Raw genomic sequence first — 26,998 nt, forward strand, 5'->3', positions numbered from 1 at the left:
AATTTTCCAAAGATACAAATCTTATGAAATGATCATTAGAAAGAAAACTTTAATTATTAATTATTTTTAAAAAACCTCAGAATTATAATCCTGAGGTTTTTATTTGATATTTTTTGAGTTGAATTTTACCAACCTGTATAATCTTTCTCGTTCTCGCTACCGAACTGCGTTAACCTATATAACCACCAGATGATTAAAGAAATTCCAACGATGGTAAAGAACCATCCAGCCCAATAACCAATTGGTAATAATAGAGTTTCAAACATCCATTTAAAAAGGCTACCAATTGCAAAAAATAAATCAGTTATTAATCCCATATCCTACTTTATTGCTTAATTTGCATCAAAGTTATAAAAATGTTAGTTAATCTACTTGCGAAAAGGAATTTTTTTATACAAATTTTTATCATCATTTTATTTTCTATACTCGGTGCTACGAATTTTAATAGCATTTATCTGAGTAATTTAGAAATTATAGGGCTATCATTATCTTTCCTAACGATAGGTTATGTAGTATATATAGATAGTGATAATGAATTAATTTCTAAGAGTTCCTATACTACATGGTTTTATATCCTTTGGATGATGCCATTTATGGTACAGCTATTGGATTATAAAATGGCGGGTAGTTTACTATTAGTTACATATATAACCAGTAAACTAATTTACTTTGAAACAGATCAATCCAAAACGTTTGAAGCTTTTGATATTGGAGTTTTTTTAGGCTTTACAATTCTATTAAATCCCCCTTTATTTATATTAGGTCTAGTAGTGTTTACTTATTTTTTAACCTTAAAAGGGATAGATTCATCTATTATAATATTAGCCATTTTAGGATTATTAGTTCCATTATTAGTCTTCGTACAAATAAGTTATTTATTAGATTTCAACTTCTTAATTGATTATTATCAAAAAGCTTTGAGTTTCAATTTTTTTGAATTTGATATTAAGCAAATCTTTCTTGTACCTATTGTTATTTTCGCAATAGTTGCATTTGCAAATTTTTTAATAAATGCGAATAAAGAATCTGTTCATGTAAAAAGAGTGTTTCTTTTGTTACACTTAATGTTGATTTCTTTAATATTAATTTGTGTATTATATGGAGGTGCTGAAATTAAATTTTTATGTTTTTTCGGAATTTTATTTATGATTATTTTTACAAAATACTTCGCAAATAAAAAACCCCATATGAATTGGTTAAAGGAAACCATCCTATGGAGCTATTTAGTTTGTATGCTATTTTACAATTTTTATGATCGAATTCCTCGTATCTATAGTTTGATCACCGAGGTAAGTTTTTAGTTCAAAATCATTACCATCGAAAACTCCGTATGTAAAATAATTGATCCAATCACCTAAATTAAAGTGTTTGGATTTTTTTATGGTAATTTCCATTGGTAAGTGGCGATGTCCATAGATTAAATAATCGTAATGTTTACGTTCCAATTGCCTTTCAGAATATTGGATTAACCATTCATTATCTACACCTAAAAAGTGAACATCTTCATCACCAGAAATCATTTTGTTTTTTCGTGATGCTGTAATTCCTAACCACATTGCAATATCTGGATGTAAAAGATAAAATAAGAATTGACAAATTTTATTCGTAAATACTTTCTTCATTCTTTTATAACCCATATCTCCTGGACCTTTACCATCACCATGTACGATAAAGAATTCTTTCCCATTGATAATAAAGTCTTGTTTGTCCCAGAATACAATCGCATTGATCTGTTCTTCCAAATAGTTTTTCATCCATAAATCATGGTTACCAACAAAAAAATAGATAGGGATACCACGATCTGCTATTTCGGCTAATTTTCCAAGTACTCTAATAAACCCTTTAGGAACTACATATTTATATTCGAACCAAAAATCAAATAAATCTCCAAGTAAAAACAGTGTTCCACAGTCATCTTTAATTTCATCTAACCATTTTACAAAATGTTTTTCACGTACAAGACTATCTTCTTCATTTGGTGCACCAAAATGATGATCTGAAGAAAAATAGACCTTTTTACCAGGAGCTAAATCTATATTTATTGGTTGTCTTCCGCTAACCATTCTCCGTAAGAATTTTCAGTTTCATGAAGTTTTAAGGCGACAAGTTCTATTCCTTCAGGCAGACGATTTTTTATTTTATCTACCATCCATAGCATCATATTTTCACAAGATGGTTGATAGTCCGTAAATATTACTTTATGTCCTTCTTTGATCAGATTTTCTCCCAATGATTTATGTGGAGAGTTTTGGTTTAATAAAATGACATGGTCAAATATATCAACAACTTCCTCGTTAACAATCTTTTTTAAATCTCCAAAATCCATCACCATTCCTAATTTCACGTCATTTACGTCTTCAGAAGGTTTACCTTTTATCGTTACGAATAATTTGTACGAGTGTCCGTGTATATTTTTACATTTTCCATCATAACCATGTAGAGCATGTGCTGTTTCAAAGTTAAATGTCTTTGTAAGTCTTACAATTTTCATTAAATTTATTATTAATGCTTTAATCTGCAAAGGTAATGGAAATCAAAACAATCCTAAATTCTTTGGTTGATTTATTTTTTCCCATGAGATGTATCCATTGTGATGATGTGATAATTACATCTCAAACGTTGTGTGCATATTGTGCAGGAAATTTATCTTACACACATTGGGAATTAGACCGTAAGAATAAAGCTTTTAAGCAATTGTATCAAAATTGTAGAGTAGAAGCAGCATATAGTCTTTTACATTTTGATAAAAGAAATGCTACACAATCAATTTTACATGAAATTAAATATAAAAATAGGCCAGAACTAGGAATTAGTTTGGCGGATAAAATTCAACTAGATTTAAGTAATTTTGATGGTATAATACCAATTCCACTTCATTCAAAAAGATTAAAATCTAGAGGATATAACCAAATAGAATTGTTTGCAAAACAACTGGCAATTAATAATCAGTTACCTTATCTTGATAAATTGTTAATCAGAAATAAATTTAATTCTTCCCAAGTTTTTAAATCAAAAAAAGAAAGAATTAATGATTTAAAAAATGCTTTTCTTCTTACAGATACAACAATTAAAGGTCATTATATTGTTGTGGATGATTTATTAACGACTGGAGCTACACTTAGCCAAGCTGTCTTACCTTTTAATGATTTAAACGATGTTAAAATAAGTGTAATTACAATAGCATGTGCTTAATACAATGCTTTTTTATTAACTTGCACGCATGAATAAAGCTGTTGTCCTAAGCCTATTTTTATTAGGTATTATTTCATTTAATTCTTGTGCGCGCCAAGGTACTCCAAGTGGTGGACCAAGGGACGAAACACCACCAAAATTAATTGGTTCTAATCCTGATACTTTGGCCGTTAATGTGGATCCAAATATCAAGGAAATAGAGATTAATTTTGATGAATATATTCAAATTAAAGAATATTCTAAAAATTCGGTTATTTCTCCACCCTTTGATCGTAATCCTATTGTTACGCCAATTAGTATGGCAGAGAAAAAAGTGAAGATTAAGTTACAAGAACCTTTACAACCCAATACTACGTACAGTTTTAATTTTGGAGATGCAATCCAAGATTACAACGAAAACAACAAATTGTCTAACTTTAATTACGTTTTTTCTACAGGTAGTTACATAGATTCCTTATCTATTAAAGGAAAAATATACTCTGGATATGATTTTGATTTACCTAAAAAAGTTTTAGTTGGATTATATAAGTACGACCAAAATTTTAATGACAGTATTATTATAAAACAAAAGCCATATTATATCGCAAGGGTAAATGAAAATGGAGAATTTAATTTAAAATACTTACGTGATGGTCAGTATAAAATTATTGCGTTTGAAGATGCCTTAGAGAATACAAAATTTGATTTTGGAAAGGAAAAAATAGCTTTTAATAATGAAGTAATAGAACTTAAGGAAAATCAAAATGTAGATTTAAAATTATTTCGTCAGAAACCATCATATCGCATTGTAAAATCTGAACAAAAAGGTTTTGGACAGTTGTTATTTAAAACTGAAGGAGCAGAGCAGCCAATAAAAATTACACCTATTGGACGTGATTTTAAAACCGCTAAAATTGATATTCATTTAGAAAAAGATTCGGTTAATTTTTGGTTTAATCCCGAAGTTGAAAAATTTGAGAATAAATCTGAAAGACTACGATTTGCTATTCAACATAAAGAGAAAATTGACACCGTTAGTTTATTATATACAACACCTATAAAAGAATATGAATTAACGTTTAAACCACTAAATGATTCAAAATTAGCTCCAAATCAGAATTTTAAAATTTTAGCTTCTGCGCCTATAAAATCTATTGATAAATCATTAATTAATGTTTTTAGAGATACTATTGAAATTCCATTTGATGTTAACATAGATTCTATTAATAAGCAAATTATACATTTTAATTTTAAAAAGGATTTAGCAGAAAAATTTGAAGTTAATGCTCTTCCTAAAGCATTTATTGATCATTTTGAAGCACCTAATGATACATTAGTTTATCAACCAAATACGGGAACTAGAGAAGACTTTGGAAGTTTAAAAGTTCGTGTTAATAACTTACAAGAAGGTTTTGTTATTCTTCAATTAATTAAGAAAAATCAAACTTACGATATCTATGAAGAAAGAAAAGGAGTAGGTAGAGAGTTTGATTTTATTAATCTTTTACCAGGAGAATATTATCTAAGATTATTGGTAGATAAAAATAACAATGGAATATGGGATACAGGAGATATTTTATCAGCCCGACAACCCGAGCCAGTATATATTTATCCTACGAAAATAAATGTAAGACCAATGTGGGATGCAGATGAAACATGGATAATTAATGAAGAAAGTGAAAAATTTGTTTTGCCAATTGAAAAAATTCCCGAAGAAGAAAAGAAAACTAATAAATAGATAAAATATAAAAGCGAGCTATTAGCTCGCTTTTATATTTTATCCATATTCAATTATTGGAATAATGTTCTATATATATCTTCAACCTTAGAAACCCGAACAATACGAATACCAAAATCTGTATCTTTAATTTTATTGTATTTAGAAATAAAAATCACATCAAACCCAAGTTTTTCCGCTTCCATAATACGTTGTTCTACACGATTTACCGCTCTAATTTCACCACTTAAACCTACTTCTCCCGCAAAGCAACAATTATCCGGAACCGCAGAATCTTCGTTCGAAGAAAGGATAGAGGCAATTATCGCTAAATCGATAGCAGGATCGTCTACTCGAATACCACCTGTAATGTTTAGAAAAACATCTTTCATATTCAATCGAAAACCGGCTCTTTTTTCTAACACAGCCAAAAGCATGTTTAATCGTTTTGCATCAAAACCAGTTGCAGTTCGCTGAGGTGTTCCATAAACTGCAGAAGAAACTAGAGCTTGTATTTCAATTAACATAGGTCGAACACCTTCTAAAGTGGCCGCAATTGCATTTCCGCTCAATAGTTCATCTTTTTTGGTAATCAAAACTTCCGACGGATTGGTTACCTCGCGTAATCCAGCGCCTTGCATTTCGTAAATCCCAATTTCGGCGGTAGATCCAAAACGATTTTTATTGGCACGAAGAATTCGGTAAATATGATTTCGATCCCCTTCAAATTGTAACACTACATCCACCATATGTTCCAAGATTTTAGGACCAGCGATTACACCTTCTTTAGTAATATGTCCAATCAAAATAATGGGCGTATTGGTTTCTTTGGCATACTGAATTAGCTCAAACGTTGTTTCACGAATTTGAGAAATACTTCCTGGAGAAGATTCCACATGTGGGGTTTGTAAAGTTTGTACCGAATCGACAACTATTAGTTGAGGTTGAATTTCTTTCGCATGTGTAAATATTTTTTGCGTATTAGTTTCTGGTAGAATAAAACATTGATCTGATTCAATTCCGATACGTTCAGCACGTAACTTAACTTGAGAAACCGATTCTTCACCAGAAACGTAAAGAATTTTTACAGTATCTAATTTCAAAGCTACTTGTAGCATTAATGTTGATTTTCCAACACCAGGTTCACCACCAACGAGAATAACAGATCCTGGAACGATTCCACCACCTAAAACACGATCTAATTCTTGATTTTTTGTAGAAATTCTAATTTCGCCTAAAGGATTAATTTCACGAATATTAAGGGCAAATGTTTTTTCTTGTTTCGAACCTTTTTCTTTCCAAGCTTTCTTGTCCTCGCCTTTATCTACAATTTCTTCTACAATGGTATTCCATTCGCCACAAGCTTTACATTGCCCCATCCACTGAGAGGTTTGTGTCCCGCAACTTTGGCAGAAGTATGTTGTTTTTGTTTTAGCCATTGTATTTTATTTTTTGATCAGTAACAAATTTAATCATTCACCGCGACAAATTGAGTCCTTTAAAAAATCATTTTTCTTAAAACTATTAACAACAATACAGGTTTTGGTTAAAAAAATATTATGTTTATTAACAATGTTTTATGTTTAGATAAAGTTGCGTTAAATGTTAAAAAATAGTCTGTAAGTAGATTATTTTTAACTCAAATTAAACACATTAATATGAGTAAAACTCTACATGCTATTATACTATTCTTATTGTCTTTTTTCGGTTACTCACAACAGGTGATGATAACAGGTAAAGTCGAAATTGATAATGTAGATGAACCAATGAATCTAAGTACAATTATCATTGAAAATCTATCTACATTTTCTAAAACAAAAGCGAATGATGGAGGCATCTTTTCGATAAAAGCGAGTGAAGGCGATATTCTACAATTTACCAGTGGGTTTACAACAGAAAGAAATATTAAAATCACATCACCTATCTTATCCAAAGGATTTATCCAAGTGCATCTCGATTTAGAAGTTATTGAGTTAGCAGAAGCTAATCTGAATACTTTAAAAAAGAATTTAAAAGATAATATTTCAAAAGAAGATACCAAGCAAACAAACTTTTATAAAAGCTTAGGTTTAGATCCAAATCTACAATATATAGAAGTTAATCCGAACGTAACTTCCTCTATCAATAACAATGGAATTGTAGATCCAACATTATGGATTTCTGCGCTGACAGGTCAACACAAAAAAGATATCCAAAAAGATGAATATTTTAAGAAGGAAAATCGTGTAAAAAAAGTAATTGAATTCTTTACTACCGATTATTTTATTGATCGATTAAAAATTCCAGCCCATAAAATCAATGAATTTATACACTTTTGTTATGCTCAAAAAAACATCAATTTAAAGCAGTTAATTGAAACGCATCGGATGGAAGAAGTGGAAGATCATTTACTCACACAAGCTGAGATTTATATAGAATTATTGAATAAAACAATCAATAAATGAGGACTTATTTTACTTTTTTGTTATTGTTAATAACGTGTTTAGTTAATGCACAAGTGGTTGATTTCGTTGGTAATGTAATTGTTGATAACGTGGAGAAAAATTATAATAAATCAGGAATTCATATTATCAATAAAAGAACAAAAGAACTTTATACAACGCAATCAGATGGAACTTTTAAAATGAAGGTTCAAGTGAATGATGAATTAGTATTTAAAAGTGATTTTACACAAACACGAATAATCAAAATTACTGAATCAATATTAAATAAAGGCTTCATCAATGTGCATTTGGATGTAGAAGTGATTGAATTAGCAGAAGCGAATCTGAATCCGTTGAAACCGAATTTAAAAGACAATATCAATACAGACCGAACGGCAGCTGAAAAATTACAAGATGAGGTGAATTATGTTTCGCCAGAATTTCGTCAAAAAATGCTTTTAGAACACGAAGATGCAGCTGCACGAAGAGCAATTGCACAAACTGGTGGTGTAAATTTGATGGGATTTGGAACAGCTATTTTCGGTGTAAAAAGTAAGACAAAGCCTAAAGTAAAATCCAATTTTGAAATCGCGGAAGCGATCAAGAAATATTTTACAATAGATTATTTTATCAACGATTTAAGAATTGAAGAGTATCAAATCAATCAATTCTTGAGTTTTTGCTTTAAAGAATCATCAGTTATTAAAACACTTTTTGAAAAAGGAAGGATTGAAGAAGTCATTCTCCTTTTTGAAGAATTAGCGCTAGAATTTAATCGAAAAATGAAAACTTAAGCTTTTATGTTCTTAGTACTAATTTGATTAATACGAACCATTGATATTAATCCAAAACTAATCATGGAGATGACTTGTGCAATGTAAAGTACTAAACCAAAATAATCGCCAATGGCTTTTCCTTCGTTTTGTTGCCCGCCAGTTGCCAAGTAAATTGCCGAAAAAGCGATCGACATAATATAAGGATAAGCTAATCCACCGGAAACGGGTAAAATCATTCCTAAAGAACCAGCAATCAATAAAAATAAGCCTTCAGGTATTCCGAAATGAGAAGTGTCTGGAAAAGCAAAGAAAACGACATACGTCATGAAGAAATAACAAATCCAGATGGCAAATGAATAAAAGACAAATAATCCTCTTTTTTGTAATTTTGAAATGGAAAGAATTCCTTCCCACAAACCTTTTAAAAATTCAATAACCTTTCGATATATCTTAGTCTGGATAATTTTATTCCAAAAAGAACATATTAAAATAGTACTTACACAAATAATTGCGGCAGCGATATAATATTTTAGATAAGATGTTTCTTGAGAAACAGAATTCGTATTTTCTTTATTACCTATCTCTATGAAATGAATAAATGTATCGTAATTAAAAAGAAGAGTTAGGCCAAATACTCCTCCAAGAAAAAATAAGTCAATTACACGTTCTAATACAATTGTTCCGAAAGATTTTTCGAAAGGAACATGTTCCATTTTATACATAGAAGTTGCACGAGCTACTTCACCACTTCTAGGAATAGTAAGGTTCATGAAATAAGCGAAAGAGATAGCCCAGAAGCCAGATGCGGTTTGAGTATTGTAGCCCATAGGATGAAGAAGAAGATTCCATCGAGCTGCACGTAGCCAATAAGAAAATATACTGAGAGCCATAGAAACAAAAATCCAAATGTAATTAGCTTCTTTTAATGCATTTTGAACTCTTCCAAAATCAATTTGCTTCACTGTTATTACGATAAAAAATACCGCTAACAATGAAGCAATGATAAGAAAGAGAGATTGTTGAATCTTACTCTTCATAAATTTTTATGTTCGTTTTTAGTCTAAACGATTGTTTTCATTTGGGAATACAATTGTAGGCTCAAAAGTTTTAGCTTCTTCATAATCCATCATTGCATAAGTGATTAGGATTACTGTATCGCCAACTTGAACACGACGTGCTGCAGGTCCATTTAAACAAATTTCACCACTTCCACGTTTACCTTTGATAATGTACGTTTCAAAACGCTCTCCATTTTCTTGAACAACGATTTGAATTTTTTGACCAACTACCATTTTTGCAGCATCAATCAAGTCTTCATCGATTGTGATACTTCCAATGTAGTTTAGTTTTGCATCTGTTACTTTAACTCTATGGATTTTAGAGTGAAAAACTTCTATCATCATAATTGCAAAATTGTGCGTATTAAGCGCTTTATAATTAAGTTGCTAATTTACGATTAATAATTGATTTTTTAGAATTGAATATTGTCTATCAATCTGATATCTCCTGCATATGCTACCACAAATCCTCTAGCTTTTTGATGCTCTCTAAACGACTCTAAAGTTTGTAAAGTTTCTTCATCAGTAATTTCAAAATATTCTAATTTGAAAGATGACTGATCAAAAGTTTGTTGTACAAATGCTTTAATCTCATCGGGAGTTTTTCCTTCATTTTTTAAAGAAACGGCATCTTGTAATACCTTGTAGATAAAAGGAGCAGCCTCAAGATTTTCTGCGGATAATCTCACATTACGAGAGCTTAATGCCAATCCATTTTCTGCACGTTTAATAGGAACAGGTACAATTTCAACAGGTAATTGTTCTTGTTTTACCATTTCTTGTACAATACGAACTTGCTGAAAATCTTTCTCTCCAAAGTATGCACGATCTGGGTTAACAGCTCTGATTAATTTGGAAACAATTGTAGCAACACCATCAAAGTGACCAGGACGAAATTCGCCTTCCATTACATTTTCTATTCCTCCAAAATTGTATTTTTTCGCAACTTCACCTTCTTCGTATAAATCTGATACTGAAGGTAAATAAACAAAATCAATACCATTTTGTGTTAATAATTCGATGTCTTTCTCTTCAGTTCGAGGATATTTTTCTAAATCTTCAGGATTATTAAATTGAGTTGGGTTTACGAAAATACTAACAATTGTATAGTCATTTTGAGCGATAGAAAGTTTGGCCAAAGATAAGTGACCTTCATGTAATGCGCCCATTGTTGGAAGAAAACCTATGGTTTTACCTTCCTTTTTTAAATTTTGAATAAAAGGAGTTAATTCGTCCTTTTTGTTAAATACAACCATATCAATGTTGTTAAAAAAAAACTAATATAAAGGCAAAGCTACTATAAGCAAATATAATATCAACAATTTTTTGTAATTTTGTGCCTTATTTATTCATTAGGAAAATAGTATATAGAATTATGGAAGGAAAACGCATATTGTATGTAACAACAGAAATGACTCCTTATTTTCCTGAAAATCCGATGTCGTCTCAAGCATTAGACTTACCTAAAGTTATGCAGAGTAATGGTGCTGATGTAAGAATTTTTATGCCTCGTTTTGGTGTAATTAATGAAAGAAGACATCAGTTACACGAAGTTATTCGTCTTTCAGGAATGAATATGATTGTGAATGATTTGGATCAACCTTTGATTATCAAAGTAGCGTCTGTTCCAGGGGAAAGATTACAAGTTTATTTTATAGACAACGAAGAGTACTTTAAGCGTAAAGATGTTTATACTACTACAGATGGTGATTTATGTTCAGATAATGACGAACGTGCTATTTTCTTCGCAAAAGGTGTTTTAGAAACAGTTAAAAAATTAAATTGGAAACCAGACGTTGTTCATGTAATGGGATGGATGTCTAGTTTAGTGCCACTTTATCTGAAAAAGTATTATGCAGATGATCCTTTTTTCCAAGATGCTAAAGTTGTTGTTTCTTTATTTGATAATGGATTCGAGGGAGAATTAGACAATAGATTATTAGAAAAGTTATCTTACGATAAAATTGAAGATGAACTTAAAGATTATTTAGCCAAACCAACACATTTAGGAATGATCCAATCATCTTTACATTTTGCAGATGCAGTTGCCAAAGGAGAAGAGGTTATCCCTCAAGATGTTAAAGAATATATTGAAACACAAAATATCCCTTTATTAGAATATTGTGAAAAAGGACAATCAAAAGAAGTCTATAACAATTTTTATATTGAAGAGGTGATGAACTCAAATTAATATAACTACTCTAAATTACAATGAAAAAAATATTTAATATCTTAATGACATCTGTCTTAACGTTAGCAATTGGTAGCACAATTGTAGCGTGTGAAGATGAAACATTAGGATTAGGAAGTGGGTTAGTTAGTGGAGATGCAGAAGGAAATGTAACTTCATTAGATGTAATCGCTTTTAATACATACTATGATTCGCTTAGAGCTGATCAAAAGGTTCTACAAAATGCAATTTTAGGAGCTTATGAGGAACCTATTTTTGGAAATACAAAAGCCAAATTAATCTCTCAATTTAGATTAACTTCTCTTAGTCCTAGTTTTGGAAATAATCCTCAAACAGATTCTGTTCATTTATTTATTCCTGTATATTATAATTCTACAAAAGATTCTGTAAAAACGGATACTTTAAATTTAAGTAAGCCAGGTGTTAAAGCAGAAGATTCTGATACAATTTTAATTCGAAAAACTTATAAAGTTGATTCTATTTACGGAAATCGTAATGCGTCATTACGTTTAAATGTAAGAGATATTAATACAGTTCTTTATTTAGATTCTGCTTATTATTCTAATCCAAAACTTAGACCTCAAGATCAGATCAATACAAATTCTACAGTGTTAGGATCAGCAAGTATTGGAGGTAAAGTACAGAATATTACAATTAAGCAGAAAGTAGCTACTACTAATATCTATGAAGAACCAGTAGGATACAAAATAGCTTTAGACAAAAATTACTTTCAAGATAAAATTATTAAAAACGAAAAAACAGGTAATTTAGATGATTATGCAAGTTTTATTCGTCGTGTAATTCAAGGTTTTGATTTATCTGTTGAAGAAAACAACGGTTTCTTATTTACATTTAATCCTAATCTAATGAAAATCAGAATGTATTATTCAAATGATAATACAACAGCTGATAACAAAGTAGAAAGAAAATCTAATAATTTAGAATTTAATTCTAATAATATTTGGGCAACTTCTGGAGGTTCTAACGTTCAGATTAATCAAATAGAAAATACGAATAAAAGTTCATTGGTAATGAACAATATTAATAATCCTGATCGTGTAAATGGTTCGTCAAGATTATTTTTAAATGGATCAGATGGAACAAGAGTTAATTTAAGATTTATAGAAGATCAAATTAATGATTTAAAATCTAAAAAAGCATCAGAAAATTGGACCATAATAGGTGCAAAACTTCAATTTCATATTGATGAAGCTTATAATTTTCCTAAACCTGATTATATTATGGGATGGAATAATTATAAGAAAGATGGAAAATATGTGAATGAATTATATTCTGATATGTTAGATTTTTATAATTCATATCCTCTAAATGTTCATTTTAACCCAATTATTGGTGATAATAAATATTATACATTAGATATTACCAAACATTTAAAGAAAATGGTAGAAAGTGGTGAAGTGTTTGAAGATCAAGAAATGATAGTAACGTTAGGTAACTTTTTAATGAGTCCTACAGATGCATCAACGATTTTCTCATCAAGTCCATTCTACACAAATAGAATAGCAAATCCGTACAGAATTGTTTTACATGGAAATGCTACTGAAAATGCAGATAAAAAACTTAAACTTTTAGTGTATTACACTAAGAAATAAAATACTTACTAACATGTGTGGAATAGTTGGATATATAGGTCATCGTGAGGCTTATCCCATAATTATTAACGGTTTAAAACGTTTAGAATATAGAGGTTACGATAGTGCTGGTTTAGTATTATCTACTCAAAACGGTTTTCAGTTAGCGAAAACAAAAGGTAAAGTTGTTGATCTAGAAGAAAAAGCTTCAGGTTTAGATAAAACACCTCATATTGGTATTGGACATACACGTTGGGCTACACATGGTATTCCTAATGATGTAAACTCACATCCACATATGTCTAATAACAATCGTTTGGTTTTAGTACATAATGGGATTATTGAAAATTATGAATCTATCAAACAATTATTGATTGATAAAGGTTATATTTTTCATAGTGATACAGATACGGAAGTTTTAGTAAACTTTATTCAACTATTTCAAGATGAAAAAGGATTAAACTTACAAGACGCAGTACGCACAGCTTTAAATGAAGTTATTGGGGCATATGCAATTGCAGTTTTAGATAACCAAGATCCTGATACTGTTGTAGTGGGACGTTTAGGTAGTCCTTTAGCTATTGGAATTGGTGAAAATGAATTCTTTGTAGCTTCTGATGCTTCACCTTTTATTGAGTTTACGAAAGATGCGATTTATTTAGAAGATGGAGACATGGCTACTATTCGTTTAGGTGAAGCTGTTGATGTCCGTACAATTCAAAGTAACGAAGTTGTCTCTTTAGATATTCAAGAATTACAATTAAATATTGAGGCTATTGAAAAAGGTGGTTATGATAATTTCATGTTAAAAGAAATTAACGAACAACCTCGTTCTATTCGCGATACAATGCGTGGTAGATTATTAGTAGATGAAGGTGTAATTAAAATGGCCGGAATTTGGGATAATCAAGAAAGATTTCTAAATGCTAAACGTATTATTATCGTTGCATGTGGAACTTCTTATCATGCTGGTTTAGTTGCAGAATATATGATTGAAGATTTTGCTCGTATTCCAGTAGAAGTAGAGTATGCTTCAGAATTCCGTTACCGTAATCCAATCATTAAGAAAAGTGATGTTGTGATTGCAATTTCTCAATCAGGAGAGACTGCTGATACTTTAGCTGCTTTAAAATTAGCGAAAGAAAAAGGTGCTTTTATTTTCGGGATTAATAATGTAGTTGGGTCTTCTATTGCACGTATTACAGATGCAGGAGCTTATACACATGCAGGTCCAGAAATTGGAGTTGCTTCTACAAAAGCTTTTACAGCACAATTAACAATCTTAGCTCTAATTGCATTAAAATTAGGAAAGCATAAAGGTGAATTAACTAACGAAAAATTCAACTTATTAACTCGTGAATTAGAGCGTATTCCTGATTTAGTACAACAAATATTAGATAGTTGTGAAGGTGTAGTAGATCAAATCGCTGAAAAATATAAAAATAATAGTAATGCAATTTACTTAGGACGTGGATACAACTATCCATCAGCCTTAGAAGGAGCATTAAAGTTAAAAGAGATTTCATACATCCATGCAGAAGGTTATCCTGCAGCAGAAATGAAACATGGTCCTATTGCATTATTAGATGAGAATATGCCTGTTATTGTTATTGCTACTAAGAAAGGATATTATGAGAAAGTAGTTTCTAATATACAAGAAATTAAATCTCGTTCAGCGAAAGTAATTGCAATTGTAAACGAAGGTGATCTTCAGGTAACTTCATTAGCAGACGATGTGATTATAGTGCCAGAAACTGCTGAAGAGTTCTCTCCAATTTTAACAGCTATTCCATTACAATTATTATCATATTGGATTGCAGTTAAATTAGGTAAAAATGTGGATCAACCACGTAATTTAGCTAAATCTGTTACCGTAGAATAAAATTTTAACAAATTTAAATATAAAAAAGGATAGCATTTTGCTATCCTTTTTTTAGCACTATTAATTAAAATTAAGATATATTTAAAAACTTATAAATTAAAATCATGTTCACAGGAATTGTAGAAGGATTGGGTAAAGTAGTTTCCATTGAAAAAGAGCAATCAAATGTTAATTATTGGATAGAAGCTGATTTTACAAATGAATTAAAGATAGATCAGAGTGTAGCGCATAATGGTGTTTGTTTGACTGTTGTAGATTTTAAAGACAATCAATATAAAGTAACTGCCATACAAGAGACCTTAGATAAAACAAACCTAGGGGATATTATAACAGGCGATGAGGTCAATCTAGAGCGTTGTATGCAATTTAATGGTAGAATAGACGGTCATATCGTACAAGGCCATGTAGACCAAACAGGAGTGGTAAAATCAATCGAAAATAAAGATGGGAGCTACGTAATTACAATTAATTATGACGAACAGTCTACTGGAAATGTAACAGTAGCTAAAGGTTCTATTTGTCTTAATGGAGTAAGTCTTACGGTAGTACACAGTACGATTGGAGAATTTTCTGTTGCTATAATTCCTTATACTTGGGAATTTACAAATTTGCACTCTTTTCATGAAGGTAAAAAGGTGAATTTAGAATTTGATATATTAGGAAAATATATTAAACGATTAATGATAAAATAAAAAAATGTCTTCACGTAATCGTATTAATTTCACTTCCATACCCATAAAAATTACATTGTATATGATTGCAGTGCTGTTAACCACTGCCATATTAATGTTAATTATTACCAATCGCCATTTTAACGAGCAAACAGGGCGATACCATGAGGATATATTAAAGCGAAAAGAAAATGCAGTACTAGCATCTATAGATTACTTATTGGATACCTACCCAGGTAAAGTTACCAAGGATAATGTGTACCAAATATTAGAAGGTAAAATTTTAGAAATATCAGATATTAATAAACTTAATATCATCATTTATGATCTAAGAGGTAATGTAATGTTGTCTACACAGATAGAAGAGCCTAGACATCCTGTTTTACCACAAAATATTCTAGATAGTTTAGCTAAAAATGAATATTATAATGAAACCTTAGATTCTAAGGATGAAAATAGATCATACTATGCATCTTACAATTATATAAAGGATGTAAGTGAGTTCGAAAATTTCGCAATTATCAATTTGCCTTATGAAACGAATGATGTCTTCTTACAAGAAGATATGTTTACACTTATGGGAAGTTATGGAGTCGCATTTCTATTTATTTTGCTCTTAGGAGCTATAATGATATATGTCGTAAGTAAGAATACTTTTAATAAATTAAGTTCTTTTGCTGACCGTATAAAAGAAACGCAAGTAATATCCAATAATAGACCTATTCAATATGAGAAGAATGATGAGATAGGAATTCTTGTGGACGCATATAATGAAATGCTAATAAAACTGAAAGAACAATCAGAAATGTTAGCAGAAGTTGAAAGACAAGAAACGTGGAGAGAATTTGCTCGACAAGTTGCTCATGAAATCAAAAATCCATTGACACCTATGAAGTTAATGATTCAAAGTTACATGAGGAAATTTGACTCGGAAGATGAGGTTTTAGTAGAACGCACCAACAGAACGTCAAATATATTGATGCAACAAATAGAAACTATTGAGTCTATTGCAAATGCCTTTTCTGATTTTGCTAAAATGCCTTCTAGACAAGATGAAATGATTGATATGGTACAAGTCATTCAAAATACTTTAGAGATTTTTTCAATAAAACACATCACATTTACTTTTTCAAACCCTAATATTCAAACAATGTTTGATAAACAATATTTGAATCGTATTGTTACAAATATTGTAAAAAACTCTTTCCAAGCAATTCCACCAAATCGTACACCTAAAGTATCCGTAGATATTAATCTAAAAGATGATATGATATTTATAACGATTGAAGACAACGGAAAGGGAATATCAGAAGAAGAAAAAAGTCAAATCTTTAAGCCTCGTTTTACTACAAAATCAAGCGGATCAGGAATAGGACTATCGATGGTTAAAAAAATTATAGAAGACTATAATGGAAAAATTACTTTTGAAAGTTTTGAAGATTTAGGAACGAAATTTATAATACAATTACCCTATACAAATGAGCATAAAACCATTTAGGTTTAAACAATTTGAGATTTATCAAGATAAAACCGCCATGAAAGTAGGTACAGACGGTGTACTACTCGGAGCTTGGTCAAATTTGCAGTCAGGAAATAAAATTCTTGATATTGGTACTGGTACAGGTCTTATTGCATTAATGCTAGCACAACGATTTCCTGAATCATATATTACAGCAATAGAATTAGATGATGATGCTTTTCATCAAGCAATAGAAAATTTTACTAACTCAAAATTTTCTAATCAAATATGTGGCGTAAATTCATCATTACAAAGCTTTTCTTCTGATCAAAAATTTGATTTAATAGTCAGTAATCCTCCTTTTTTTATTTTGAATGATAGGGTGGATTTTGACGCCCGAAAGCAAGCTAGGCAACAAGAAACCTTAACTTTTGAAGATTTATTGTTTCATACAGCAAATCTCTTAACGACTCAAGGAACTGCTTGTTTTATTATTCCATATGATTTAGAAGATAATTTCATCGCTCTTGCAGCTCAACATAATTTATACCCCAATGAGATTGTTCACGTTAAGGGAAATATAAATAGCTTAATAAAAAGAAGTTTAATAAATTTAAGTTTTACTGAAAAAGATAAATCAATATCAGAATTAATCATTGAAGTAGAACGTCATCAATATACTAACGAATACATTAACTTAACCAAAGATTTTTATCTTAAAATGTGATAATGAATACATACCAACTTTATAATTCTACCTATGCTTCCAAAGAAGTAATAAAACTTGATAAAAAATTAAAAACTATTGATTTTGATGCACTTAATATATTTGAATATAATCTGAGTTATATTAAGAACATGAAACCTACATTGTTCTATTTTCTTCAGATTTATGACTATACAACAAATCTACTGATAGGAAATCAAGATATAAAAGATCAATGGATAATAGATTTTGGTGGAGGTCATGGATTTTTAAGTATATATCTAAAAATGAGAGGTTTCAATGTTATTTATTGTGATTTTAACGCTAAATCTGTTGAAACTGCTCAAAAAATTAAAGCAGAGATTGGCTTTGGTCCAGATTATTTTATAGAGGGTTCTTATCAAGAAATAGTAGATTTTGTTCAAACAAAGCAATTAGATGTACATTATTTAATATCCACAGATACGATTGAGCATGTTTACGATTTGAATGAAATGATAGGTTGCTTTAGTCAACTAAACAAGCAGCTTAAAATGATATTTACGACAGCATCTAATCCTGAGAATGCAATCAAATCACGAAAATTGCGCCAATCCATGGTAAAGTATGAATTAGAAGAAAATTTGCCGTTAAGAAAAAGATTTCTAAAAGAAAACTATCCTGAATTTGATGAAGCTACTATTCAAGATTTAGCTAAAAACTCACGTGGTTACCGCTATATTGATTTGCCAGATTTTGTTAGTCATTACTTATCTACAAAACAATTTAAACAACTTTCTATTGATGGATATAATACCTGCGAGCCTAAATATGGTGAATGGTTGGAAAGGATTTTACCATTAGAGGATTATCAAAAATTAGCAAAAAAATATAGCTTTGATTTACAAATAAATAATGGGTTTTATTGTCAGATAGATAAGTTTGGAATGAAAGGAAAAGTGGTTCAAATGCTGAATAGATTTAACTTAAAAAATAATAAATCAGGTCAATTTTTAGCGCCATTTATTACGTTAAAATATAGTAGATCATAAAATAAAAAAACGCTCAATTACATCGTAATTGAGCGTTTTGTAATAATATATAAATCTGATTAGATTAATGGTCCTCCTGATAATAATTCTGGAGTTGCAAATTCTGCAAATTTTTCAAAATTCTTTTTGAATTTATCTGCTAAAATTTGTGCATTTTCTTCATAGGCTTCTTCAGAAGCAAAAGAAGTAGCTGGATTTAATTTTTCAGCATCCACACCTTCTATGGCAACTGGAACTTCAAATCCGAAGAATTTATCTTGCTTAAATTCAGCATTATCTAACTCTCCGTTTAATGCTGCATTAATAACTGCACGTGTATCTTTTAAAGACATACGTTTCTTTTGTCCATTCCATCCTGTATTAATTAACCAAACATTAACACCAGTTTCTTCAACTTTTGCGCTCAACATTTCAGCATATTTAGTTGGATGTAAAGGCATAAAAGGTGCACCAAAACAAGAAGAGAATGTTGTCTGAGGCTCCGTAATTCCAGCTTCAGTTCCAGCAACTTTTGAAGTATATCCTGAGATAAATAAATAAGCAGCTTGCTGTGGATTTAACTTAGCAATAGGAGGAAAAACACCATATGCATCAAAAGATAAGAAGAAAATATTTTTAGGATTTTTTCCTACTGATGGTTGAGCGATATTTTCAATATAATCAATAGGGTAAGAAACACGTGTATTTTCAGTTATATCTGTATTTGCAAAGTCAACTTCTTTAGTTCCCTCAACATATCCACAGTTTTCTAATAAAGCTCCTTCTTTAATTGCTCCATAAATTTCTGGTTCACCTTCTGCAGATAAGTTAATTACTTTTGCATAACATCCACCTTCAAAGTTAAAAACAGTATTATCTGCTGTCCATCCATGCTCATCATCACCGATTAATCGACGACTTTTATCTGCTGATAAAGTAGTTTTACCTGTACCCGATAAACCAAAGAACATCGCTGTATCTCCGTTTTCACCAGAGTTTGCTGAACAGTGCATTGGTAAAGTGTTTTTATCAACTGGCATAATAAAGTTTAAGGCAGAAAAAATTCCTTTTTTCATTTCTCCTGTATAACCAGTACCACCATTTAAAACAATTTTACGTTTAAAATTTAAAATTGAAAAGTTATGTTGTCTAGTTCCATCATTTTCAGAATCAGCAACAAAAGTTGGGGCATTAATAATAGTCCAATCAGAATCACCGAAATTAGCTAATTCTTCTTCACTTGGACGAATAAACATGTTATAGATAAATAAATTGGCTCCTGGAGTTTCAGTAATTGCTCTAATTTTAGTTTTGAAACGGTCATCAGCACAAGCAAAAGCATCACGAACATAAATGTCTTTTCCGCTTAAGTGTTTAACAACTTTATCGTATAATGCATCAAATTTTTCTGAGTCAAAAGGTATATTGATGTTTCCATCCCACCATACAGAATTTTCTGTTATATCATCTTTTACAATAAAGCGGTCTTTTGGTGAGCGTCCTGTAAATTCTCCTGTTAAGATATTAACTGCTCCCGATGAAGTAACTTCACCTTGTCCCGTCTCAACCATTTTCTTTGTTAACTCTTCTGGAGATAATTGATAATGTGTCGTGGAATTTAAAATTCCGTAATTTGCCAATTCTACACTCATTTTTGTGATTTTATATAGTTTTTTTAGAATTTAGATAGATTATCGCACAAATTTAAATAAAAAATAGCATACAATTTTTGATTTATGTCATTTACTTAAACGTTTTCGTAAAGCAAAAAATGTTATATATTTAATGCTTGCTATGCATGCATATAAAAAAAAACTTGGATATCATTTAAGTTTTCTATTTTTGCATTAGTTTACAACAATTAAAATTAGAATATTATGTCTGACATTACATCAAGAGTGAAAGCGATTATCGTAGATAAGTTAGGAGTTGATGAAAGCGAAGTAACTTTAGAAGCAAGCTTCACAAACGATTTAGGAGCTGATTCATTAGATACAGTTGAATTAATCATGGAATTCGAAAAAGAATTTGATATCCAAATTCCAGACGATCAAGCTGAGAAAATTGCTACTGTAGGTCAAGCTGTTAGATACATCGAAGACTTAAACAAGTAATAGTTCCCTATTCTATATGGAATTAAAAAGAGTAGTAGTAACAGGTTTAGGCGCCTTTACACCAATCGGAAATACTTACCAAGAATTTTGGGAAGCTTTAAAGAGTGGTGTAAGCGGCGCTGCGCCTATTACGCTATTTGATGCGAGTCTGTTTAAAACTCAATTTGCGTGCGAAGTTAAAAACTTTACTCTGACTGATCATTTTGATCGTAAAGAAGCGCGTAAATTAGACCGTTGCGCCCAATTAGGGATTATTGCAGCAAGAGAAGCAATTTTAAACAGTGGTATCCTTGAGGATTCTAACGTAAACAAAGAGCGTATTGGTGTAATTTGGGGTTCAGGTATTGGTGGTATCAAAACCTTTGAAGAAGAAGTTACTGCTTACGCAACAGGAAATGGAACTCCACGTTTCAATCCTTTCTTCATCCCAAAAATGATTGCAGATATTACTCCAGGTCATATCTCAATGGAATTTGGCCTTATGGGACCAAATTATACAACTGTTTCAGCTTGTGCTTCATCAACGAACGCTATTATCGATGCGTATATGCTATTACAATTAGGTAAAGCAGACGCAATCGTTACAGGTGGATCGGAAGCCGCAATTACTGAATCTAGTATTGGTGGATTCAATGCCTTACACGCTTTATCAACACGTAATGATGATCCTAAAACGGCTTCTCGTCCTTTCGACAAAGACCGTGATGGATTTATTATGGGTGAAGGTGGTGGATGTATTATTCTTGAAGAATATGAGCACGCAATTGCTCGTGGAGCCACTATCTATGCAGAACTAGTAGGTACAGGTCTGTCTGCCGATGCTCATCATTTAACAGCTCCACATCCAGAAGGGTTGGGTGCGTTTAATGTGATGAAAAATGCAGTAGAAGATGCTGGTATCCAATTAGCAGATATTGATCATATCAATATGCATGGAACATCAACTCCTTTGGGAGATATAGCAGAATCAAAAGCAATCACTAAATTATTTGGTGAACATGCATACAATATTCAAATTAACTCAACTAAATCTATGACAGGTCATCTTTTAGGTGCCGCAGGGATTGTAGAAGCTATTGCAGCGGTTAGTTCAGTACAAAATGATATTGTACCTCCAACAATTAATCATTTTACGGATGATGAAAATCTTGATCCAAAAATTGATTATACATTCAATGTAGCAAAAGAAAGAGTAGTTAACTACGCTTTGAGTAATACATTTGGATTTGGTGGACATAATGCATGTGTGATATTTAAGAAGTATAAGTAATGTTTTTCTTAAAAAATTTATTTTCTTTCAAAAAAAAACAAGTTGATTCGTCAACTGGAGATCCTTTTATTGATTTTTTATACTCAATATTAGGGTATTATCCATCGAATGTGAAAATATTCGAGGAAGCCTTTACCCATCGATCTGCTCAAAAGAAAGATGAGCAAGGAAATAGTATAAATTTTGAGAGATTAGAATTTTTAGGAGATGCATTACTTGGTGCTTCGGCTGCCACACACTTATATAAAGAAGCTCCAGATCAACAAGAGGGTTATCTAACGAAAATGCGCTCAAAAATTGTTTCTAGAAAACAATTAAATTCAATATCTAAACAGTTGGGGTTATTAGATCATTTAGAGCCTAAAAACAATCATTCTAATCTTGGAGAAGATGTAAATGGAGATTTGTTAGAAGCTTTAGTTGGTGCAATCTATGTGGATAATGGGATAAAAGCTGTAGAAACTTTTATTAAAACTAAAATTATCGAACCTTATGCGGATTTAGAAAGACTAGAGCATACTATTACTAGCCATAAATCTTTGGTGTTGGAATGGAGTCAAAAAACTAGAAATACGCTAAGATTCAATACTTTTGAAGAACAAAATGCAGAAGATCTACAAGTGTTTGTATCTGTTATACGCCTAAATGATAAAGTAATTTCAAAAGGCAGAGGAACATCAAAGAAAAAAGCTGAAGAAAGCGCTTCGAAAAGAGCCTATTATTCGCTTCAAAAGAAAATGGAAAATATATAATTGAATGGCTGAATACCTCTTATTGGATGATTTTATTGACTTTCAATTAGTAGGAGTTAATTCATCTTTTGAATCATCTTTTCAATTCATATATCATCTAAATCAACAGTTTGAAACAAGATTTCAGCGAATTAATGATTTAGATATCTTAATTAATCAACAAGAATTCTTTTTTTCGACCTTCTATTGGTACGATGTTTTTAATAAGATAGATTATCATATTATTAAAAATAGACCAACAGAGTCGATATCAAAAAATAAAGGGGTAAATTTATCTCAACTTTTTCCTGCAGATTTTCCTTTGGTATCAGAATATGATGAGTGTAATTATATTCTGAAAATTACAGGATGGGATGAGGATGTTACAGATTTGAAATTACCTTTCAAAACCACTAACTTTATTGATAAATTAAAAATTTATGATATTGAAGATATCCGCGATGCAGATAGATTGATATTTTAAATTTAAAATAAGAGTACAAAAAAAGGGAAAACTATTATGGTATACGATAAAAGCTATCTAAAAAAGACTAAAATTGTTGCTACACTTGGTCCAGCAACTGAGCGTCGTGAAGTAATTTTAGAAATGATGAAAAAAGGTACGGATGTATTTCGTGTTAATTTTTCTCATGCAGATTACGAAGACGTAAAAAATAAAATTGAAACTATTCATCAATTAAACGAAGAATTCGGGTATAATACAGCTGTGTTAGCTGACTTACAAGGTCCAAAATTACGTATTGGTAAAATGGAGCACGAAGACTTTGTGATAAATGATGGTGATATATTAACGTTTACAAACGAAAATGTAATCGGTACAAAGGAAAAAGTGTACATGACTTACAAAAAGTTTGCACAAGATGTACAAGTTGGGGAAAATATCTTAATTGATGATGGAAAATTAATTTTTGAGGTAATTGAAACTAACGGAACTGATATCGTTAAAGCAAGAACAATCCAAGGTGGACCATTACGTTCTAAAAAAGGGGTTAATCTTCCAAATACAAAGATTTCTTTACCTGCTTTAACAGAAAAAGATAAAGAAGACGCAATTTTTGCCATTCAAAATAAAGTAGATTGGTTTGCATTATCATTTGTTCGTACAGGACAAGATGTTGTTGATTTGCAAGAATTTATTAGTGAACATGCAGGTTTTAAAATTCCTATTATCTCTAAAATTGAAAAGCCAGAAGCTTTAGAAAATATTGATGATATCTTAGTTCATTCAGATGGATTAATGGTAGCTCGTGGAGATTTAGGAGTAGAAGTTCCTTTCGAAATTGTACCAAAAGCACAAAAGGAATTAATCGACAAAGCTAAATTAGCGCGTAAACCAGTTATCGTTGCTACGCAAATGATGGAGACAATGATTTCTAGTTTAACTCCTACTCGTGCAGAGGTTTCAGATGTTGCAAATGCAGTATTTGATGGAGCAGATGCAGTAATGCTATCAGGGGAAACTTCAGTTGGTTTATATCCAATTCAAGTGATTGAAAAGATGACGAAAATTCTTCAAACAGTTGAAGATGATAGCCATATCAATGTTCCTGAACATAAACCACAAAATAGAAATGAACGTTTCGTAACAGATATCGTTTGTTACAATGCAGCTAAAATGGTTTCACATACCGATGCAAAAGCAATTGCTACATTAACGTATTCTGGGTATACAGCTTTCCAAATTTCATCTCACCGTCCAAATGCTTTTATCTTGGTTTTCAACCCAAGTAAACGTATTAATCGTATGTTGAATTTACTATGGGGAGTAAAATCTATTAACTACGATCCACGCGATACATCTACGGACCAAACGGTAACGGAGGTTAATATCTTAGCAAAAAATCACGGTTATGTAGATTATGGTGATTATATGGTAAACTTAAATGCAATGCCAGCTTTCGAGAAAGGAATCACAAATACATTACGTATTTCGATGGTTTAATCTTTTTGATAAGAATAAAATATACAATCCTTTTAGGCTTCGGCTTGAAAGGATTTTTTTATTGATGAATATCCACGTTAAAACTTGTCTATTCAGTTGAATAATTGTTAAATTTGTATCCAAATCGGTTTAAAATTATGATTGACCAAATCAAACAATATATAGAAGAAGTGAAAAACTTCCATTCGACAAATGCTGCCGAAATTGAGGAGTTTAGAATTAAATTTTTAGGTAAAAAAGGAATTTTAAATGACTTGTTTGCACAATTCAAAGCAGTTCCTAACGAAGAGAAGAAAGAATTTGGTCAAGTTGTTAATGAATTAAAAACATTGGCGACAGAAAAATCAACAGTTCTTAAAAACGAAATCTCTAGCGAAGGTACAACGGATGCAGGTTTAGATTTAACTCGTCCAGGAGAGCCAATGCCTTTAGGATCTCGTCATCCAATCAACATTACAAAAAACAGAATTTTAGAAATTTTCAAACGTATTGGTTTTGGTGTTTCTGAAGGTCCAGAAATTGAGGATGATTGGCATAACTTTACAGCATTAAATTTACCAACATATCACCCAGCACGTGATATGCAAGATACATTCTTTATAGAGCAAGATCCAGATATCGTTTTACGTACACATACTTCGTCTGTACAAATTCGTCATATGGAAAACAACGAACCACCAATGCGTTTCTTAGCGCCAGGTCGTGTTTACCGTAACGAAGCGATTTCTTCTCGTTCTCATATGATGTTCCACCAAATAGAAGGTTTATACATCGATAAAGGAGTTTCTTTTGCAGATTTAAAGCAAACATTAAGCTACTTTACACAAGAGTTATTCGGAAAATCAGAAATTCGTTTACGTCCTTCTTACTTCCCGTTTACAGAACCATCTGCTGAAGTTGATGTGTATTGGGGATTAGAAACTGAAACAGATTACCGAATGACAAAAGGTACTGGATGGTTAGAAATTATGGGATGTGGTATGATTGATCCTAATGTATTGAAAAATGTAAATATCGATCCAGAAGTTTATTCTGGTTACGCATTCGGTATGGGAATCGAGCGTATTGCGTTGTTATTATACCAAATTGGTGATATCCGTTTATACACAGAAAATGATGTTCGTTTCTTAGAGCAATTCAAAGCTGAATTATTCTAATTATAGAACTAAATAATATTGAAAAAGGAACTCTTATGAGTTCCTTTTTTATTTTAATTGTTGATAGAAGTAGAGTTCATAGTTTGGGAATAAATTAGGATAAAATATCTTACCTAAGTCATTTAAAATAATATCTGGTCGAACAATTCCCGTTTCATAATAATCTTGCGCACCATTAGGTAAACTTCTTTTGTTAGAATTATATATTTCTCCATTTTTATACGCATCAAACCAAATATAATTTGGGTAAGCAGCCTTCATTTGTGCTAAATTTTCATAAGTGGGATTTATCCAATGCGTCGCATTTTTCCCGGCAGCATATACTTCTTCAAAAGTAAGATTTAATGCATTTTTGCCCGTTTCATCGTGATAAATATAATTCCCTTTCGCATCTTCAATCAATTTAGCTTGTAAAGCGTTTCCAGGAGGCAAATACCAAATATCTCCGTACATTGAATTCACTAAAGTTGAAACATTACCTGTTCCTTTGGATTGTATAATTGTTTTAATTGAGTCATATTTATTAGACGTATTTTCAAATTTTGATTTTGCTAATTGATCTTTTTTTAAAATTTTCCCAAACACTTTTATATATTCTAATCTTCCCAAAGGATCATTCTCTTTATATTCATCGATGTAAAGAATTTTTACTCCATTTTGTTCTAGTTGTTCATGATATTTTGCTAAAGTTGGATTTGAACTTGCAATAATTAATTGAGGTCGATGTTTTAAAATCGTTTCAACGTATAATTCATTTGAGTTACCAATTTCAAGAATACTTTTATGAGCTATTTTATCGCCTATTTTCGTATTATAAATATAATCTGCATCCACAACACCTCGAATTGTTGAGATAGCCTCTAATTCGTCTAAATACGCAATTGCAGCAGTTGTTTCTACCATTATTTTACTAATAGGCAGTTCTGCTTCTAGAAATACTGTTTTATTTCCGTTTGATTCTATGATTAATGAGTTATTAGTTTCTTGAATTGTTATATTCTTAGCGAAATTTAATTCGAATAAATCTGAAGATTTATTTTCATCTTTTGTGTTAGTACAAGCAAAAAATGAAAAAAGTATAGTAGTTACAAATAATTTTTTAGTCAT

27 protein-coding genes are annotated in these 26,998 nt (G+C 30.9%); 18 read left to right on the top strand and 9 right to left on the bottom strand.

Features of this window, described 5'->3' with window-relative positions; all coding sequences use genetic code 11:
• Positions 1-125 precede the first annotated feature (125 nt).
• On the bottom strand, positions 126-317 hold the full coding sequence (locus IM532_RS09645; protein ID WP_194183253.1) for a hypothetical protein: 192 nt from the start codon (positions 315-317) through the stop codon (positions 126-128).
• A gap of 39 nt (positions 318-356) precedes the next feature.
• Here IM532_RS09645 and IM532_RS09650 point away from each other — a divergent pair, with 39 nt between their 5' ends.
• On the top strand, positions 357-1,301 hold the full coding sequence (locus IM532_RS09650) for a DUF6427 family protein (protein WP_194183254.1): 945 nt from the start codon (positions 357-359) through the stop codon (positions 1,299-1,301).
• On the opposite strand, the gene IM532_RS09655 is transcribed toward IM532_RS09650, so the two are convergent.
• Positions 1,236-2,063: a UDP-2,3-diacylglucosamine diphosphatase gene (locus IM532_RS09655; RefSeq protein ID WP_194183255.1), complete on the bottom strand. Its 828-nt coding sequence runs from the start codon at positions 2,061-2,063 to the stop codon at positions 1,236-1,238. The genes IM532_RS09650 and IM532_RS09655 overlap by 66 nt on opposite strands.
• Positions 2,039-2,485, bottom strand: a complete 447-nt coding sequence (locus tag IM532_RS09660) for a 6-pyruvoyl trahydropterin synthase family protein (protein ID WP_194183431.1) — start codon at positions 2,483-2,485, stop codon at positions 2,039-2,041. The genes IM532_RS09655 and IM532_RS09660 overlap by 25 nt, the downstream gene beginning before the upstream one ends.
• Positions 2,486-2,526: 41 nt before the next feature.
• On the opposite strand from IM532_RS09660, the gene IM532_RS09665 reads away from it, so the two are divergent.
• Positions 2,527-3,192 carry a ComF family protein gene (locus tag IM532_RS09665; RefSeq protein ID WP_194183256.1) on the top strand — a complete coding sequence of 222 codons (666 nt, stop codon included), beginning with the start codon at positions 2,527-2,529 and terminating at the stop codon, positions 3,190-3,192.
• Between the two features lie 28 nt (positions 3,193-3,220).
• Positions 3,221-4,909 carry an Ig-like domain-containing protein gene (locus IM532_RS09670; protein ID WP_194183257.1) on the top strand — a complete coding sequence of 563 codons (1,689 nt, stop codon included), beginning with the start codon at positions 3,221-3,223 and terminating at the stop codon, positions 4,907-4,909.
• Between the two features lie 53 nt (positions 4,910-4,962).
• Here the strand turns inward: IM532_RS09670 and radA are convergent, their stop codons facing one another.
• Positions 4,963-6,327, bottom strand: a complete 1,365-nt coding sequence (gene radA, locus IM532_RS09675; RefSeq protein WP_194183258.1) for a DNA repair protein RadA — start codon at positions 6,325-6,327, stop codon at positions 4,963-4,965.
• A gap of 219 nt (positions 6,328-6,546) precedes the next feature.
• Between radA and IM532_RS09680 the strand changes: the two genes are divergently transcribed.
• Both IM532_RS09680 and IM532_RS09685 read left to right on the top strand, forming a co-directional pair.
• Positions 6,547-7,332, top strand: coding sequence for a hypothetical protein (locus IM532_RS09680; protein WP_194183259.1), 786 nt, complete (start codon positions 6,547-6,549; stop codon positions 7,330-7,332).
• Positions 7,329-8,105 (top strand): hypothetical protein, encoded by a 777-nt coding sequence (locus IM532_RS09685; RefSeq protein ID WP_194183260.1) that lies wholly within the window; start codon positions 7,329-7,331, stop codon positions 8,103-8,105. The genes IM532_RS09680 and IM532_RS09685 overlap by 4 nt, the downstream gene beginning before the upstream one ends.
• Here IM532_RS09685 and IM532_RS09690 read toward each other — a convergent pair.
• The 3 genes from IM532_RS09690 to panC form a co-directional block, all read right to left on the bottom strand.
• The gene (locus IM532_RS09690; RefSeq protein ID WP_194183261.1) at positions 8,102-9,124 is read right to left on the bottom strand and encodes a lysylphosphatidylglycerol synthase transmembrane domain-containing protein; all 1,023 of its coding nucleotides are present in this window, start codon (positions 9,122-9,124) and stop codon (positions 8,102-8,104) included. The two genes, IM532_RS09685 and IM532_RS09690, sit on opposite strands and share 4 nt — an antisense overlap.
• Before the next feature lie 18 nt (positions 9,125-9,142).
• Positions 9,143-9,490 (bottom strand): aspartate 1-decarboxylase, encoded by a 348-nt coding sequence (panD, locus tag IM532_RS09695; RefSeq protein WP_194183262.1) that lies wholly within the window; start codon positions 9,488-9,490, stop codon positions 9,143-9,145.
• Positions 9,491-9,558: 68 nt separating this feature from the next.
• A complete protein-coding gene (gene panC, locus IM532_RS09700) occupies positions 9,559-10,401 on the bottom strand; it encodes a pantoate--beta-alanine ligase (protein WP_194183263.1) in 843 nt (280 codons plus the stop codon).
• A 119-nt stretch (positions 10,402-10,520) separates the two neighbouring features.
• Here panC and IM532_RS09705 point away from each other — a divergent pair, with 119 nt between their 5' ends.
• The 7 genes from IM532_RS09705 to IM532_RS09735 all read left to right on the top strand — a co-directional run bounded on the left by IM532_RS09705 (position 10,521) and on the right by IM532_RS09735 (position 18,677).
• Positions 10,521-11,336 carry a glycogen/starch synthase gene (locus tag IM532_RS09705; RefSeq protein WP_194183264.1) on the top strand — a complete coding sequence of 272 codons (816 nt, stop codon included), beginning with the start codon at positions 10,521-10,523 and terminating at the stop codon, positions 11,334-11,336.
• A 20-nt stretch (positions 11,337-11,356) separates the two neighbouring features.
• Positions 11,357-12,949: a DUF4270 domain-containing protein gene (locus IM532_RS09710; RefSeq protein ID WP_194183265.1), complete on the top strand. Its 1,593-nt coding sequence runs from the start codon at positions 11,357-11,359 to the stop codon at positions 12,947-12,949.
• A 13-nt stretch (positions 12,950-12,962) separates the two neighbouring features.
• Positions 12,963-14,810 carry a glutamine--fructose-6-phosphate transaminase (isomerizing) gene (glmS, locus tag IM532_RS09715; protein WP_194183266.1) on the top strand — a complete coding sequence of 616 codons (1,848 nt, stop codon included), beginning with the start codon at positions 12,963-12,965 and terminating at the stop codon, positions 14,808-14,810.
• 104 nt (positions 14,811-14,914) lie between these two features.
• The gene (locus tag IM532_RS09720) at positions 14,915-15,502 is read left to right on the top strand and encodes a riboflavin synthase (RefSeq protein WP_194183267.1); all 588 of its coding nucleotides are present in this window, start codon (positions 14,915-14,917) and stop codon (positions 15,500-15,502) included.
• 4 nt (positions 15,503-15,506) lie between these two features.
• Entirely contained in the window at positions 15,507-16,979 is a 1,473-nt protein-coding gene (locus IM532_RS09725) for a sensor histidine kinase (protein WP_228063705.1), read from the top strand.
• Entirely contained in the window at positions 16,960-17,667 is a 708-nt protein-coding gene (locus IM532_RS09730) for a tRNA1(Val) (adenine(37)-N6)-methyltransferase (protein ID WP_194183268.1), read from the top strand. The genes IM532_RS09725 and IM532_RS09730 overlap by 20 nt, the downstream gene beginning before the upstream one ends.
• 2 nt (positions 17,668-17,669) lie before the next feature.
• Positions 17,670-18,677, top strand: coding sequence for a class I SAM-dependent methyltransferase (locus tag IM532_RS09735; RefSeq protein WP_194183269.1), 1,008 nt, complete (start codon positions 17,670-17,672; stop codon positions 18,675-18,677).
• A 59-nt stretch (positions 18,678-18,736) separates the two neighbouring features.
• Here the strand turns inward: IM532_RS09735 and pckA are convergent, their stop codons facing one another.
• On the bottom strand, positions 18,737-20,308 hold the full coding sequence (gene pckA / locus IM532_RS09740) for a phosphoenolpyruvate carboxykinase (ATP) (RefSeq protein ID WP_194183270.1): 1,572 nt from the start codon (positions 20,306-20,308) through the stop codon (positions 18,737-18,739).
• Positions 20,309-20,533: 225 nt separating this feature from the next.
• On the opposite strand from pckA, the gene IM532_RS09745 reads away from it, so the two are divergent.
• The 6 genes from IM532_RS09745 (at position 20,534) to pheS (ending at position 25,891) form a co-directional block, all read left to right on the top strand.
• Positions 20,534-20,770 carry an acyl carrier protein gene (locus IM532_RS09745; protein WP_194183271.1) on the top strand — a complete coding sequence of 79 codons (237 nt, stop codon included), beginning with the start codon at positions 20,534-20,536 and terminating at the stop codon, positions 20,768-20,770.
• A gap of 16 nt (positions 20,771-20,786) precedes the next feature.
• Positions 20,787-22,040 (top strand): beta-ketoacyl-ACP synthase II, encoded by a 1,254-nt coding sequence (gene fabF, locus IM532_RS09750; protein ID WP_194183272.1) that lies wholly within the window; start codon positions 20,787-20,789, stop codon positions 22,038-22,040.
• Positions 22,040-22,792: a ribonuclease III gene (gene rnc / locus IM532_RS09755; RefSeq protein WP_194183273.1), complete on the top strand. Its 753-nt coding sequence runs from the start codon at positions 22,040-22,042 to the stop codon at positions 22,790-22,792. The genes fabF and rnc overlap by 1 nt, the downstream gene beginning before the upstream one ends.
• Positions 22,793-22,796: 4 nt before the next feature.
• Positions 22,797-23,255 carry an IPExxxVDY family protein gene (locus tag IM532_RS09760; RefSeq protein WP_194183274.1) on the top strand — a complete coding sequence of 153 codons (459 nt, stop codon included), beginning with the start codon at positions 22,797-22,799 and terminating at the stop codon, positions 23,253-23,255.
• 36 nt (positions 23,256-23,291) lie between these two features.
• Positions 23,292-24,734, top strand: coding sequence for a pyruvate kinase (pyk, locus tag IM532_RS09765; RefSeq protein WP_194183275.1), 1,443 nt, complete (start codon positions 23,292-23,294; stop codon positions 24,732-24,734).
• Between the two features lie 137 nt (positions 24,735-24,871).
• Positions 24,872-25,891: a phenylalanine--tRNA ligase subunit alpha gene (gene pheS, locus IM532_RS09770; protein ID WP_194183276.1), complete on the top strand. Its 1,020-nt coding sequence runs from the start codon at positions 24,872-24,874 to the stop codon at positions 25,889-25,891.
• A gap of 48 nt (positions 25,892-25,939) precedes the next feature.
• Here pheS and IM532_RS09775 read toward each other — a convergent pair whose 3' ends face one another.
• Positions 25,940-26,998 carry an ABC transporter substrate-binding protein gene (locus IM532_RS09775; RefSeq protein WP_194183277.1) on the bottom strand — a complete coding sequence of 353 codons (1,059 nt, stop codon included), beginning with the start codon at positions 26,996-26,998 and terminating at the stop codon, positions 25,940-25,942.

Source organism: Faecalibacter rhinopitheci (assembly GCF_015234135.1).
Lineage (GTDB): Bacteria > Bacteroidota > Bacteroidia > Flavobacteriales > Weeksellaceae > Empedobacter > Empedobacter rhinopitheci.

Bases quoted from the DNA above. Each gene is read 5' to 3' on its own strand.
- IM532_RS09645 (WP_194183253.1), bottom strand. From the start codon at position 317: ATGGGATTAATAACTGATTTATTTTTTGCAATTGGTAGCCTTTTTAAA.
- IM532_RS09650 (WP_194183254.1), top strand. From the start codon at position 357: ATGTTAGTTAATCTACTTGCGAAAAGGAATTTTTTTATACAAATTTTT.
- IM532_RS09655 (WP_194183255.1), bottom strand. From the start codon at position 2,063: ATGGTTAGCGGAAGACAACCAATAAATATAGATTTAGCTCCTGGTAAA.
- IM532_RS09665 (WP_194183256.1), top strand. From the start codon at position 2,527: ATGGAAATCAAAACAATCCTAAATTCTTTGGTTGATTTATTTTTTCCC.
- IM532_RS09670 (WP_194183257.1), top strand. From the start codon at position 3,221: ATGAATAAAGCTGTTGTCCTAAGCCTATTTTTATTAGGTATTATTTCA.
- radA (WP_194183258.1), bottom strand. From the start codon at position 6,327: ATGGCTAAAACAAAAACAACATACTTCTGCCAAAGTTGCGGGACACAA.
- IM532_RS09680 (WP_194183259.1), top strand. From the start codon at position 6,547: ATGAGTAAAACTCTACATGCTATTATACTATTCTTATTGTCTTTTTTC.
- IM532_RS09685 (WP_194183260.1), top strand. From the start codon at position 7,329: ATGAGGACTTATTTTACTTTTTTGTTATTGTTAATAACGTGTTTAGTT.
- IM532_RS09690 (WP_194183261.1), bottom strand. From the start codon at position 9,124: ATGAAGAGTAAGATTCAACAATCTCTCTTTCTTATCATTGCTTCATTG.
- panD (WP_194183262.1), bottom strand. From the start codon at position 9,490: ATGATGATAGAAGTTTTTCACTCTAAAATCCATAGAGTTAAAGTAACA.
- panC (WP_194183263.1), bottom strand. From the start codon at position 10,401: ATGGTTGTATTTAACAAAAAGGACGAATTAACTCCTTTTATTCAAAAT.
- IM532_RS09705 (WP_194183264.1), top strand. From the start codon at position 10,521: ATGGAAGGAAAACGCATATTGTATGTAACAACAGAAATGACTCCTTAT.
- IM532_RS09710 (WP_194183265.1), top strand. From the start codon at position 11,357: ATGAAAAAAATATTTAATATCTTAATGACATCTGTCTTAACGTTAGCA.
- glmS (WP_194183266.1), top strand. From the start codon at position 12,963: ATGTGTGGAATAGTTGGATATATAGGTCATCGTGAGGCTTATCCCATA.
- IM532_RS09720 (WP_194183267.1), top strand. From the start codon at position 14,915: ATGTTCACAGGAATTGTAGAAGGATTGGGTAAAGTAGTTTCCATTGAA.
- IM532_RS09725 (WP_228063705.1), top strand. From the start codon at position 15,507: ATGTCTTCACGTAATCGTATTAATTTCACTTCCATACCCATAAAAATT.
- IM532_RS09730 (WP_194183268.1), top strand. From the start codon at position 16,960: ATGAGCATAAAACCATTTAGGTTTAAACAATTTGAGATTTATCAAGAT.
- IM532_RS09735 (WP_194183269.1), top strand. From the start codon at position 17,670: ATGAATACATACCAACTTTATAATTCTACCTATGCTTCCAAAGAAGTA.
- pckA (WP_194183270.1), bottom strand. From the start codon at position 20,308: ATGAGTGTAGAATTGGCAAATTACGGAATTTTAAATTCCACGACACAT.
- IM532_RS09745 (WP_194183271.1), top strand. From the start codon at position 20,534: ATGTCTGACATTACATCAAGAGTGAAAGCGATTATCGTAGATAAGTTA.
- fabF (WP_194183272.1), top strand. From the start codon at position 20,787: ATGGAATTAAAAAGAGTAGTAGTAACAGGTTTAGGCGCCTTTACACCA.
- rnc (WP_194183273.1), top strand. From the start codon at position 22,040: ATGTTTTTCTTAAAAAATTTATTTTCTTTCAAAAAAAAACAAGTTGAT.
- IM532_RS09760 (WP_194183274.1), top strand. From the start codon at position 22,797: ATGGCTGAATACCTCTTATTGGATGATTTTATTGACTTTCAATTAGTA.
- pyk (WP_194183275.1), top strand. From the start codon at position 23,292: ATGGTATACGATAAAAGCTATCTAAAAAAGACTAAAATTGTTGCTACA.
- pheS (WP_194183276.1), top strand. From the start codon at position 24,872: ATGATTGACCAAATCAAACAATATATAGAAGAAGTGAAAAACTTCCAT.
- IM532_RS09775 (WP_194183277.1), bottom strand. From the start codon at position 26,998: ATGACTAAAAAATTATTTGTAACTACTATACTTTTTTCATTTTTTGCT.